Annotated in this window: 10 protein-coding genes; 3 read left to right on the plus strand and 7 right to left on the minus strand. The window is 48.3% G+C overall.

What is annotated here, in order from left to right; all coding sequences use genetic code 11:
- The first annotated feature begins 67 nt into the window (after positions 1 to 67).
- The 3 genes from KNP88_RS12765 (at position 68) to KNP88_RS12775 (ending at position 4,442) form a co-directional block, all read left to right on the plus strand.
- The gene (locus tag KNP88_RS12765; protein WP_214894074.1) at positions 68 to 1,834 is read left to right on the plus strand and encodes a LytS/YhcK type 5TM receptor domain-containing protein; all 1,767 of its coding nucleotides are present in this window, start codon (positions 68 to 70) and stop codon (positions 1,832 to 1,834) included.
- Positions 1,815 to 2,510: a LytR/AlgR family response regulator transcription factor gene (locus tag KNP88_RS12770; protein ID WP_214894075.1), complete on the plus strand. Its 696-nt coding sequence runs from the start codon at positions 1,815 to 1,817 to the stop codon at positions 2,508 to 2,510. The genes KNP88_RS12765 and KNP88_RS12770 overlap by 20 nt, the downstream gene beginning before the upstream one ends.
- Before the next feature lie 138 nt (positions 2,511 to 2,648).
- Positions 2,649 to 4,442 carry a carbon starvation CstA family protein gene (locus KNP88_RS12775; protein WP_214894077.1) on the plus strand — a complete coding sequence of 598 codons (1,794 nt, stop codon included), beginning with the start codon at positions 2,649 to 2,651 and terminating at the stop codon, positions 4,440 to 4,442.
- 61 nt (positions 4,443 to 4,503) lie between these two features.
- Here the strand turns inward: KNP88_RS12775 and KNP88_RS12780 are convergent, their stop codons facing one another.
- The 7 genes from KNP88_RS12780 to KNP88_RS12810 all read right to left on the minus strand — a co-directional run bounded on the left by KNP88_RS12780 (position 4,504) and on the right by KNP88_RS12810 (position 12,632).
- On the minus strand, positions 4,504 to 4,950 hold the full coding sequence (locus KNP88_RS12780; protein WP_214894079.1) for a GDYXXLXY domain-containing protein: 447 nt from the start codon (positions 4,948 to 4,950) through the stop codon (positions 4,504 to 4,506).
- Positions 4,947 to 6,140: a DUF2157 domain-containing protein gene (locus tag KNP88_RS12785; RefSeq protein ID WP_214894081.1), complete on the minus strand. Its 1,194-nt coding sequence runs from the start codon at positions 6,138 to 6,140 to the stop codon at positions 4,947 to 4,949. Before KNP88_RS12785 ends, KNP88_RS12780 begins: the two co-directional genes overlap by 4 nt.
- A 129-nt stretch (positions 6,141 to 6,269) precedes the next feature.
- On the minus strand, positions 6,270 to 8,249 hold the full coding sequence (locus KNP88_RS12790; protein ID WP_214894082.1) for a methyl-accepting chemotaxis protein: 1,980 nt from the start codon (positions 8,247 to 8,249) through the stop codon (positions 6,270 to 6,272).
- A 501-nt stretch (positions 8,250 to 8,750) separates the two neighbouring features.
- Entirely contained in the window at positions 8,751 to 9,050 is a 300-nt protein-coding gene (locus KNP88_RS12795) for a rhodanese-like domain-containing protein (RefSeq protein WP_114597167.1), read from the minus strand.
- A gap of 94 nt (positions 9,051 to 9,144) precedes the next feature.
- A complete protein-coding gene (locus tag KNP88_RS12800; RefSeq protein ID WP_214894083.1) occupies positions 9,145 to 10,521 on the minus strand; it encodes an amino acid permease in 1,377 nt (458 codons plus the stop codon).
- Positions 10,522 to 10,743: 222 nt separating this feature from the next.
- A complete protein-coding gene (locus KNP88_RS12805) occupies positions 10,744 to 12,051 on the minus strand; it encodes a nucleobase:cation symporter-2 family protein (protein WP_214894084.1) in 1,308 nt (435 codons plus the stop codon).
- Positions 12,048 to 12,632: a xanthine phosphoribosyltransferase gene (locus tag KNP88_RS12810; protein WP_214894085.1), complete on the minus strand. Its 585-nt coding sequence runs from the start codon at positions 12,630 to 12,632 to the stop codon at positions 12,048 to 12,050. The genes KNP88_RS12805 and KNP88_RS12810 overlap by 4 nt, the downstream gene beginning before the upstream one ends.
- Between the last annotated feature and the right edge of the window lie 17 nt (positions 12,633 to 12,649).

A 12,649-nucleotide genomic window follows, 5' to 3' on the forward strand; every position in this document is an offset into this window, starting at 1 on the left:
CTAGGGCGTTTTTTTCGTTGTTCTTGTTTTCGGTAGCGTTTACACTAAAAACGAATGGAGGGGTTTCATGCTCGAATTGATACCGTTTTTACTGGAACGCCTGGGCATCATGATCATTTTGGCATTCATCCTCGCCCAGTGGGGTCCGACACGTCGTTTATTAAAACAACCGGAAGCCGGCTGGCAATTCAGTGTACTCGTCTTATTTTTTGCGACATATGGCATTTTAAGTAACTATACCGGCGTCAAAGTGAACTTAGCCGAATTTTCATCCCATACATGGCTCGAAGAAGTCGAAGGAACGTCTGCGATTGCAAATACACGTACGATGATTGTCGTCATCAGTGGTCTACTTGCGGGACCAGTCGGCGGAACGATCACCGGGATTCTCGTTGGTCTCCACCGCTATTCGCTCGGTGGTTTCACGGCGTTCGCCTGTGCTCTCTCAACCGCTATCGCAGGTGGTATCAGTGGAATGTTACGTCCCTACTGGCGCGATCGTCTCGGGAGTCAGGCGCTACTGCCCATTTGTCTAGCTGGATTTTTGATGGTGCTCGAAATGTCACTCATTTTGTTATTATCTAAACCGTTTGAAGCTGCTTTTGAACTGGTACAATTCATCTTCCTCCCGATGACATTAATCAATGTGTTAGGTGTTTGGTTGTTTTTGTCAATCATTCGTCTCGCGGCACGGGAAGAAGAATCTGTTCGGGCACGGGAAGCAGAACGGTCGCTCCATATCGCTGATTTGACGTTACCGCAGTTGACTCGTGGATTGAATAGTAAGACTGCTGAAGCGGTCGCAACCGTTTTACTCGAACAGACTCTGGCCAATGCTGTCTCTTTAACAGATCGCTCCGTCATTTTAGCGCACGTCGGTGTCGGAAGTGACCATCATCGTGCCGGTGCCCATTGGACGACGCGTCCGACGGAACATGTCTTGACGGATGGTGCATTACGTCTAGTCACTGATCGAAATGAGATTGGGTGTCCGAAGCACGATTGTCCTCTCCATGCCGGAATCATTGCCCCGTTGACGATTGGAGCTGCGACGGTCGGAACGTTAAAAGTCTACTACCCGCACCCGGAGTCACTCGATGCCGTCGAAGTCGAATTAATTGAGGGATTGGCAAAGCTATTTTCGACCCAACTGGCACTTGGAAATGCTGAACGGCAGGCAGGATTACTCAAAGATGCCGAAATCCGTGCCCTTGAAGCACAAGTACATCCACATTTCCTCTTTAACGCAATCAATACAATCTATGCACTTTGCCGGACGGACGTCGAGCGGGCACGGGTGCTTTTACTCGAACTGTCGACATTCTTTCGGAGCAATTTACAAGGTGCACGGTCTGCAAAAATCCCGCTACAAAAAGAGCTGGAACATATCGAAGCCTATATCTCACTTGAAGCAGCGCGGTTTCCGAACCGCCCCTTTGTCGATATTGATTTAGCTGAAGGGACAGAACACCTTCTCGTTCCCCCTTTCATCCTCCAGCCCTTGATTGAGAATGCCTTTTTACATGCCTTCCTTCCAAATCAGACCGGTTACGTCGGTGTGACGGCGTCGATTATAGGGGAACAACTGCTACTTGAAATCGTTGATAACGGTCAAGGAATTGAGAAGGAGCGGCTCGCACTGCTCGGACGTGAAGTCGTTCCGTCGACCGGTACAGGAACTGCGCTATTCAATACAGCTGAACGAATCCGTAGCCTATACGGTCAACAAGGTACATTTTTGATTGAGAGTCCCTTAGAGGACGGAACAAAAATCACGATGCATCTGCCCATCGAAACCGGAAAGGAGTTGCCTTATGCGTACGATTCTAATTGAGGATGAGCCGCTTGCACGTGACGAATTACGCTACCACGTCACGCGCGCCGGTCTCGAAGTCATTGCAGAAAGTGCGAGTATACTAGAAGCCGAACAACTCATCCGAACACTGCAACCAGATATCGTCTTCCTCGACATCGAACTCGCGGACGGGAGTGGCCTTGACCTCGCTAAACGACTTCAGTCGATGCCGCGTCCCCCGGCGATTCTCTTCGTAACGGCTTACGATGTACATGCGCTTGAAGCATTTGAGCTCAATGCCTATGACTACATTTTAAAACCTTACGACCCCGTCCGGATTACAAGAGCGCTTGAAAAGGTCATTCGACAACCGCTAAAAAAGTCACCCCGAATCGAACGACTCGCCGTCGAGTCTGGTGAACAATTAAAGTTGTTATCTCCAGATGCCATCGATTACATCGTCGCAGAGGGTGGAAAAACGAACATCGTCACGCGCCAACAAACCTATCAATCGAATGACACGTTACAAGAACTCGAGCGAAAATTAGTTGAACATCGATTCCTTCGTGTCCACCGGTCCTACCTCGTCAACCTCTCCTCAATTGATGCCATCGAGCCTTGGTTCAACGGTGCTTACAACATTAAAATTCATACGATTGATGTTCCTGTCAGTCGGACCTATGTCAAAGTTTTAAAGGCGGCACTCGGAATTTGAGTGCTTCCTTTTTTCAGTTTATCGCCGATTTCCGACACTTCATCCTAAAATAACGACCGTTCATCTCGTAAAATAAAGAAAGCGCTTTCATATAAGTTACACTTCTTCCATACCACTATGGAGAAGGAGGAACTACACGTGAGCGCTACCCCAATTGTGATTGCTGTCATTTGTATTTTATTGATTGCGTATCGTCTCTACGGCACATTCATGGCCGCAAAAGTTCTAAAAATCAAGGATGACCGGGAAACACCGGCCCATAAGTTAGCGGACGGGAAAGATTATGTCCCGACAAATAAGTGGGTTTCGTTTGGTCACCACTTCGCGGCCATCGCTGCTGCCGGTCCACTCGTCGGACCTGTTCTCGCAGCACAATTCGGATACTTGCCGGGTCTGCTCTGGCTATTGATTGGAGCTGTCATCGGAGGAGCCGTGCACGACATGGTCGTCTTGTTCGCTTCGATGCGTCAAGATGGTCAATCGTTATCGGAAGTCGCCAAAAAAGAACTCGGTCCAGTCGCTGGTTTTTGCGCCGGACTGGCCATGCTCTTCATTATCACAATTACGATGGCCGGACTGTCGATGGTCGTCTTACACGCCCTTGAACATAATCCGTGGGGCACATTCGCCGTCTTCTCGACAATTCCGATTGCGATGGCTGTCGGGATTTACTTACGAAAAGGCGGCAACCTCGCCTTTGCTTCCATCGTCGGATTCTTGTTAATTCTTGCTGCAATCGGCTTTGGTCCACAATTGACTGATACGTTCATCGGCACGTGGTTCGACTTATCTTCTCGCCAGCTGGCGATTGCTCTGCCGATTTACGCGTTCTTCGCGGCAGCACTTCCGGTTTGGTTGTTGCTCGCGCCTCGTGATTACCTGTCGAGCTTCATGAAAATCGGTGTCTTTTTCGCATTGATCGTCGGTGTCTTCATCATCAACCCGGATATTCGTTTCCCTGCCTTTACGAAGTTCGTCAATGGCGGTGGTCCCATCATCGCCGGACCAGTCTGGCCGTTCATCTCGATTACGATTGCTTGCGGCGCGATTTCCGGTTTCCATGCCTTCGTCGGATCCGGGACGACCCCAAAGATGATCAACCGCTGGAGCGATATCAAACCGGTGGCCTTCGGAGCGATGCTCGTCGAATGTCTGGTTGCTGTCATGGCATTGATTGCTGCGACATCACTCGAAGTCGGTGATTATTTTGCGATTAACTCGACACCCGAAGTGTTTGCGACACTTGGTATGAGTACCGTCTACCTCGATGAATTGTCACGTGAAATCGGACTCGATCTTGCTGGTCGAACAGGTGGTGCCGTATCGCTTGCAGTCGGGATGACCTTCATCTTCCGGGCGATTCCCTGGTTCAAGGAAATCGCGAGCTACTTCTTCCAGTTCGTCATTTTATTCGAAGCCGTCTTCATCTTGACAGCGATTGACGCCGGAACACGCGTCGCCCGATACTTGATTCAAGATTTCTTCGGAGAATTTTACAAACCCCTCAAACGGATTGACTGGATTCCAGGTGCCATCTTCGCGAGCGCACTCGGGACGTTCTTCTGGGGTTACCTCTTATTCTCTGGTGACATCGGCTCCATCTGGGCACTGTTCGGTGTCTCGAACCAATTGATGGCATCAATCGGACTAATCATTGGAACGACAATCATTTTGAAGATTGCCGATAAAAAAGTGTATGCCTTAACGACGTTCATCCCACTCGTCTACTTGCTTGTGACCGTGACATTCGCTGATATCTGGATGGTCGCAAATGTCTACGCGAATCCTGCATCAGCTGGCTTCAGCATCCTCAATACGATTCTTTCCGTCACGATGGGCATCTTAGCTGTCGTCATTACAATCTCGGCCGTTCGGAAGTGGATTGAATTGCTGAACTCACCGCGTTGGGAGAACGCGAAGAAATCTGCTTAACTGAATACGAAATCAATAACGAGAGGATGGTCCCCTAGCGGGTCCACCCTCTCGTTTATTGTTATTCGCTTCGTACTGTCAAGTCCGTCGCCCGAACGGTTCCCCATGGCGAAACATCGGCTTTGACTTCTAATTTTTCTGCATCCTCATACCCTTTCCCTGTACCTTGTTCGACATAATATTGAGTCAGCTGAGAAATCGTCACGTATTCATCGTAATACTCACCAGCAACCGAACCGAAAAAGCGGTCATTCGAGATTTTATCAATTCTTGCATATCCATCTTCCCCCGTTATAAACGTAACGTAGACAAGTCCTTGTTTGACAGAAGCATCCGGTTTTAAATCTGGATACTGCAACATGACGTACTCCCCGTAAATCGGATCAAATGGATCAAACGGCTCTGCCCGGAAGCGGTAACTCTCTCCGAACCACGAAATCGCATAAAAACTGAGCACGACAAGCAAAACAATCAGTGTCTGAATAAACGCAAACCCGTACTTTTTCATGCCGACTGACCTCCTTCACGACGTCGTTGCATCCACCAGAGCACACCGGCAATCAAGAACACGAGTAAGGCCCCGCCTAGGAAAAAGAGTGACATATTCAGACGATTCCAAGCATAAATGAAGTAAACCGTCAGTTGAACGGCAATGAAATAAACGAACGGAATCAGTAAACGATGACCGGTTCGTTCTCGCTCAATCAAATAAACGAATGCCATCACTTCAACTACAATCGCCATCAAGATCGCTTGTTCCTCGAACCATAAGAGTCCGACCAAACCGAGTGGGACGATGAAAAGGAGCGGACGGTAACGTACATAAATCAAACTTCCGACCGCCGCTGCGGCAAGTACAAGTAAAATCGTTTCGACGAGCGAAATCGGAGCAGTTGTCGTTTCTGCGCGGACAGATAGATAGACCAGTGAGTTAATGGCTGCCGTGACTAAATAGAGCGCGTAGAGGAGCGGGCGCTTTTGCTCTTCCCGAACAAGTAACAGTAATGGAACGAGGAAAAATAAAGTCCAAATCGGCCAAAGAATACCTTCGTAGGAAACGAGGAAAAACAATTCCAACCCTGCGAAGTAGAGGAGCAACCAGCTAAAAATCAGTGATGGAAACGTTTGACTGAAATAGAACCAGGCTACGGATATCAGAATCAAACAAACAAATGATGTCCAGTCGAGAAACGTAGCGTACTCGCTCCCGAAGCTGCCGATTCCCGTAAAAATATTCAATCCCGCCAAAAAAGCGACGACAGCGTAGGCAGCGTGACGCCAAACGAAAAAATGACCGAGTGCCATAAGAAAGATTACCCAGGCAATGAATGAGCTTTCAAGCGACATATGAAAACTTTGGACCGTGACAATCAATGCACCAAGGAACGCGAGAATCCCGAGTATCCGGAACGCCACCGGATTCCAAATCGTCCGGCGTTCGGAAATATCAGCTAGCACATAACAACTGATCATGATGACAAGAACGAGTCCGATTTTGACCAATGCCGGAATGACTTGCCAATTGGCCGCTAAAAAACTGAGTAAGGCCAAGCCGACAAACGTCAAGCCGACAATCAACAGTAAGGGCGTCCGCTTTTTGACTTGGTGTTTGTGTTCGTACGCTTCAATCCGATCGACGGTTTCTGCATCAAGCAATCCTGCTTCCTGCCATTCTTTCAACTTTGTCAATCGCGCCATCTTTCCACCTCCTAGGACTCAACACTACACTTATATTTTTCCCGTTTTCCTATCGCTTCAAGCAAATTCACAATAAAAAAAGCGACTACGTCCAGCTCAGTTTCGCTGACGTAGTCGCCTTCTTCTGGTTTAAACGCGGAATTGCGTCACCATTTCTTGTAGTTCTTCTGCCATATCCGACAATGCTTTCGCGGATTGCGAAATTTCTTCCATCGAACCGAGCTGTTCTTCCGTCGTCGTCGCAACATGTTCGGATGCTGTCGAATTCTCATCCGCAATATGAGCGATTTCCGTTGCCGAAGCCGACACTTCTTGGACGTTCGCCGCGATTTCTTCGACCGTCGCTGTGACATCTTCGATTCGTGGCGTCATCTCTTGTGTCCGTAACATAATTTTCTTGAAACGTTCCGCTGAATCTTCTGTCGTCTCAAGTCCGGCTTTCGTATGATGCGATACTTCTTTCATCAAGGAAACCGACCGTTCTGTTTCCTGCTTGATGTTTGTAATCAGGCCCGAAATTTGTTTTGTCGACTCTTGTGACTGTTCGGCTAGCTTCCGAACTTCACTCGCGACGACCGCAAATCCTTTGCCATTTTCGCCGGCCCGTGCTGCTTCGATTGCTGCATTCAAGGCAAGCAAGTTCGTTTGGGCTGCAATCCCGTTGATGACATCGACAATCTTTCCGATTTCGTTTGAGCGATGAGCCAAGGATTGAATGACTTCACCGAAGTTTTCGACCGATGCATCAATCGCTTTCATCTGTGTCACATTTTTCCCGACCGCAATCGTTCCGTCTTCTGCTTCGAGTGCTGTTGCCCGTGATAGCTCGGAGACGTTCGTCGAACTCTCTGCGATTCGCATGACACCTGACGTAATCGCTTGGAGTGATACAGCGTTTCCTTCGAGTTGACGTTTCGAGTGGTCAGCACCTGCTGCCATCTGTTGGACGGAACCTGCGATTTGCTCGGAAGCTGCTGTCGTTTGCGCTGCGTTCGCCATCAATTCTTCTGAAGACGCCGCAACTTGCCCAATCGATTGATCGAGGTTCGTCACGATCGACCGGAGTGATGTGACCATGACATTAAAACTTTGGGCCACCTGACCGATTTCGTCATTGGATTCGACGATGACTTGCTCCGTCAAATCACCTTCTTTAATCCGATCGGCACTTTCCGTCAAACGACTTAACGGACGGAGGATCGAACGGAGAATAAAGTAGAGTAAGACAGCTGCTAACAAGAACGTTCCAGCGATGACGGCAAGCGTCGTCCAAAGAATGCCCGATGTTTCATTTGTAATTTCTTTATCGTACAGTGTTCCGGCGACTTTCCATCCCGTCAAACTGTTCGTCATATAGTCCATTTTCTTTCCTTGATTCTCAAACTCATAAGAAAACTGACCATTTTTCCCGGCATAAAGGGACGTGACCCAGTCTCCTGATGCCTTTTCTCCAGCCTTCTTTGTCGGATGTGTGACGAAATTCTTATTGGAATCGAGAATCGTGACATAACCTTCTTGACCGATTTTAATTTTTTTAGCGATTTCAGAAATTCGATCGACATCCACATCGACAGCAATGACACCACGTCCATCACCACCCGTTTGTGAAAGGGTGACCATCATCTTCCCTGAAGCTGCGTCGACGTATGGATCAGTAATGACGACTTTCCCACCGGCTTCTTCCGCTGCCTGATACCACGGCCGTTCCCGTGGATCGTAGTCATCCGGTAAGGATTGTTCTGGGTAAATTACCATCTCCCCTGCTGTCGTCGCGTAATAAAGATTTGCCGCTTGCGGGTGTGTATCGAGATATTCTGTCATCTTTTCTTTCAATGCTAAATTCTGTTTCCCTTTTTGATAGAGCATTCCATCAATCCGGTCTGCAAAGAAAGCAACATCGCGCCGCATCGGATCGACGATATTCATGATTTCATCGTTCATCCGGTCAACACCGGCATGCGCAGATTGCAGGATTTGATCTGTGATTTTCTGTTTCGCTTGATTGTATGCAACAAAACCAATCAATAACGATGGAATCAATAATAAGAGCAAAGATGTGATAATTAGTTTCTGCTTGATGCTAATCGTTCGTTTTTTTGTCTGTTCCATACACGACTCCTCTTCCCGATATGTAAACTCGTTGTTCTAATCTATATATCGGTCAGAACGTGTCATTTTTCACAACTAAATAAAAAAGAAGGTAATCCATTTTCATGGATAACCTTCTCAGCGTGCAGACAAACTCTTATGAAGCGTGAACATGCGATAACGAGACGAATCGCGGCGCTCTAAACCGCCTGCATGCCCAGCTTTCCGTCACAGTATTCCCTAAAAAGTGTCACGTTTCGTTGACTCCTGCGGGGAAAAGTGCATGTTTAGCGCACTTTTCAGAGGCAGGCAAGACCCTGCTCGTTGTCCGCTAGGATCAAGGAGCAGCGGCTTGCGCCTCGCCAGAGAAAATCAACGAAAAAAGACACTGTATCTCCCGATAGCACGTTGTCCACAGCCTGAGAAGGTAATCCATTTTCATGGATTACCTTCTCGAACTACCTATAAAGTGATGCGGAATAACTTCGCGAACAGAACGTTTGAGAAAAGAACACTATCGCTTTACGCTTCTTGATCGCCCTTCCAGTTCATCATCCCGCCTTCGACGTTGACGATGTCATAGCCATACTGTTCGAGGAAACGTCCGACGTTTTCACTGCGTCCACCTGCTTTACAGATCAGGTAGTACGTTTCACCTTCTTGCAGCTCCGTATAGCGTTCACCGATTTCAGACATCGGTAAAAAACGGACGTTCGGGATATGACCCGCGTCGTATTCATCCTGCTCGCGCACGTCCACGACGTGAAGTGCTTCACCGGCTTCAAGCTTTTCTTGTAACTCATCGACATGGATTGTTTTCATCGTAAGTTCCTCCTCTTGTTTCATCTTTGTTCAGTGTAGCAAAACTGACGTCGAAACAGAACAAAAGAGACCGGCCGAAGCCGGTCTCCCTGATTCATTCCCCTGATGCCCGGTCGAACGAGCGTCGTGTCTGCTTATGCATCCCCCGCGCATAGTAGACCGCAATCAAAATCACATACCAAAGTGGTCCGACGATGAGCGCAATGCGCGTACTGGCATCAAACGCCATCAAGACGATGACGCCAGCCAGTGCGAGCAAGGCGATGTAGTTCGCGACCGGGAAAAATGGAACGCCGAATTCTGCCGTACCATAGACTTTCCGAGCCCGCATTTGCGAAATCAAAATCATCGCCCATGTCCAGACGGCTCCGAACGTCGCGATACTCGTCACGATCGCAAAAACGTTTTCCGGTAAGAAGTAGTTTAAGGCGACGCCGACGAGCAGCGCGATTCCTGAAAGAATCGTTGCGATTGCCGGAACACCGTTTTTGGAAATCTTTGCGAATCGTTTTGGTGCTTCTTCGTTCTGTGCCAGGTTCATCATCATCCGTGCCGTCGAGAAAATCCCCGAGTTACATGACGATAAAGCTGCTGTCAGTACAACGAAGTTGATGATTCCGGCAGCTGCCGGAATACCCAGTTGCTGAAACAATAAGACGAACGGACTACTGTTGTTTTGTCCGACTTGATCCCATGGATAAATCGACAAGATGACGAACAGCGCACCAATGTAGAAAATCAAGATGCGTAAAAAGACGTTGTTGACCGCCTTCCGAATCGTTTTCTTCGGATTTTTAGCTTCCCCAGCTGTGACCCCAATCACTTCAATGCCTAAAAACGCAAACATGACCATTTGCATCGCCAGCAGGACGCCCCCGAATCCGTTTGGCAGGAATCCACCATGCGACCAAAGATTAGAAATCCCGACCGGTGTGCCTCCGTTGCCAAGTCCGACGACAATCGTCAATGTCCCAAGAATAATCATCGCGACAATCGCGACGATCTTAATCAAGGCGAACCAAAATTCGAATTCGCCATAAAATTTGACGGCAATGAAATTAATGCTCGTCATAAGTAGTAATGCTGCAAGCGCCCAAATCCAGCGTTCCGACTGCGGGAACCATTCCTGCATATAAATTCCGACTGCTGTGATTTCTGCCATGCATGTAAAAATCCACAGAAGCCAATAATTCCACCCGGTCAAAAATCCAGCGAGTGGACTGACATATTTCCGGGCGTATTCAGCAAAGCTTCCCGCCACCGGTTCACGTACCGCGAGCTCCCCAAGTGCCCGCATGATGATGAAGATGATGATACCGCCGATTAAATAACCAATCAGAATCCCTGGTCCTGCCAACTGAATGGCTTTTGCCGAGCCTAGGAAAAGTCCAACACCGATTGCCGCCCCCAGCGACATCAACGTAATATGACGCTCTTCCAGTCCCCGATTTAGCTCTGTCTGTTGCTTCATTTGTACGACGTCCTTCCTGTCTCTCTATCGTTCTTAGCAGTTCCCCAAACTGCTACGTTGTCAGTATAAAGAAGAGGTGTCTGATTTGTAAACGTTTTCAAGTGAGATTTACCACTTTCTTCCCATACTCGAAATATTCTGATTTGTGTAACGTCGTCTCATACAAAAAAGAGACCTCCATCCGAAGATGCAGGTCTGCTCGTAACACAATCGTTCTACTATTTACTCAGCTTTTGCGAATTGTTCGTCTTCTGTACGCTGCTTGCGATCAGCCAAACGGAACAAACCATTGAGAAGCAATGCCGTCAACGAACCGGCGACAATCGGGCTATCCGTCAAGACGCGGATTTGTTCCGGTAAACCGGATACGATCGCTGGGTTCATACTGATGCCGAGTCCGACGCCAAGCGATAAGGCGACTGTCAAGACGTGGTCGTTTTTTGCGAAGTCGACGCGAGACAGAATTCGAATTCCGCTTGCTGCGACCGTCCCAAACATGATGAGCATTGCCCCACCAAGGACTGGTTTCGGAATCAGTGTCGTAAAGGTGGCGACTTTCGGCAAGAAACCGAGGATGATTAAAAACAACCCGGCAAAGATGATGACTTTTCTTGTTTTAACGCCCGTTAGTTGAACAAGCCCTACATTTTGACTGTAGGTCGTGTATGGAAAACTGTTGAAAATCCCGCCGATGATTGTCGCAGCACCCTCTGCCCGGTAACCGCGTGCTAAGTCTTGCTTCGAGAGTTTTTTATCCGTGATTTCACCAAGCGTCAAGAAGACGCCTGTCGATTCAACCATTGAGACGAGACCAACGAGCGTCATCGTCAAAATCGCCGTGATATTAAACGTCGGTGCACCAAAGTAAAACGGTGTAATCATTTGGAACCACGAGGCGTCAGAGACTGGACTAAAATCAATCATCCCCATGCCGAACGCGACAAGTGTTCCGATGAGTACCGCAATCAAGACAGCCGCTGCCTTCGAAAAAACGGTGCCGTAACGATTCAAAATCAAGATTAAAGTAATCGTTAATCCGGCGAGACCGAGGTATCGGAAGTCACCAAAATCTTGAACGCCTTGTCCACCACCGATATCATTGATGGCTGCCGGAATGAGTGATATTCCGATGATCGTCACGACGGATCCGAGCACGACCGGTGGAAATAAAATCGCAATCCGGCTAAAGAGTCCGGAAATCAATAAAATGATGATGCCGCTTGCGATTAATGCGCCGTAAATCGCCGTGATGCCCTGCATGCTACCGATCGCAATCATCGGTCCGACTGCCGTGAACGTACATCCGAGCACGACCGGCAGTCCGACACCGGTATACTTCGTGACGAACACTTGGAGTAACGTCGCGATTCCACACATGAATAGGTCAATCGCGACAAGATACGCGAGGCCTTCTCCGGATAGTCCGATTGCACTGCCGACGATCAACGGAACGATGGCTGCTCCTGTATACATGGCGAGGACATGTTGGAGTCCGAGCCCTGCCGCTTTAAAATTCGATAAGGATTTCATACGTTCACCGAGCGGACGAACGTCGCTTTCCCGTTCTCTAATTTTTCAATTCGCGCGAGCGATTCAACACGGAATCCTGCATCAAGTAACTTCTCTCGCCCCGGTTGGAATGATTTTTCGATCACGATTCCGATACCGACGACTTCTGCTCCTGCCTGCTCGACTAATTTAGCAAGACCGAACGCCGCTTCCCCGTTCGCTAAAAAGTCATCGATGATCAGCACACGTTCACCTTGCTGTAAGTACTTTTCAGCGACTGTGATCGTACTCGTCTGCTGTTTCGTAAACGAGTAGACTTCTGCTGAAATCGTTCCTTCGTTTAACGTCAGCGACTTCGTTTTTCGTGCATAGACCATCGGTACACCGAGACGAAGCGCCGTCATCATCGCCGGTGCGATTCCACCTGCTTCAATCGTTAAAATCCGCGTAATGCCTGCGTCTTGAAACTGATTCATGAATTCATAAGCAATTTCCCACATCAATGTCGGATCGACTTGATGGTTAAGGAATGCATCGACTTTCAAGACTTGATCGGACAGGACGATTCCTTCTTTGTTAATCATTTCTTCTAAACGTTTCATAGCTGAGTTCTCCTTTA

The sequence above is a fragment of the Exiguobacterium sp. H66 genome, assembly GCF_018618705.1.
Lineage (GTDB): Bacteria > Bacillota > Bacilli > Exiguobacteriales > Exiguobacteriaceae > Exiguobacterium_A > Exiguobacterium_A oxidotolerans.

Bases quoted from the DNA above. Each gene is read 5' to 3' on its own strand.
- KNP88_RS12765 (WP_214894074.1), top strand. From the start codon at position 68: ATGCTCGAATTGATACCGTTTTTACTGGAACGCCTGGGCATCATGATC.
- KNP88_RS12800 (WP_214894083.1), bottom strand. From the start codon at position 10,521: ATGAAGCAACAGACAGAGCTAAATCGGGGACTGGAAGAGCGTCATATT.
- KNP88_RS12770 (WP_214894075.1), top strand. From the start codon at position 1,815: ATGCGTACGATTCTAATTGAGGATGAGCCGCTTGCACGTGACGAATTA.
- KNP88_RS12805 (WP_214894084.1), bottom strand. From the start codon at position 12,051: ATGAAATCCTTATCGAATTTTAAAGCGGCAGGGCTCGGACTCCAACAT.
- KNP88_RS12785 (WP_214894081.1), bottom strand. From the start codon at position 6,140: ATGGCGCGATTGACAAAGTTGAAAGAATGGCAGGAAGCAGGATTGCTT.
- KNP88_RS12795 (WP_114597167.1), bottom strand. From the start codon at position 9,050: ATGAAAACAATCCATGTCGATGAGTTACAAGAAAAGCTTGAAGCCGGT.
- KNP88_RS12790 (WP_214894082.1), bottom strand. From the start codon at position 8,249: ATGGAACAGACAAAAAAACGAACGATTAGCATCAAGCAGAAACTAATT.
- KNP88_RS12810 (WP_214894085.1), bottom strand. From the start codon at position 12,632: ATGAAACGTTTAGAAGAAATGATTAACAAAGAAGGAATCGTCCTGTCC.
- KNP88_RS12780 (WP_214894079.1), bottom strand. From the start codon at position 4,950: ATGAAAAAGTACGGGTTTGCGTTTATTCAGACACTGATTGTTTTGCTT.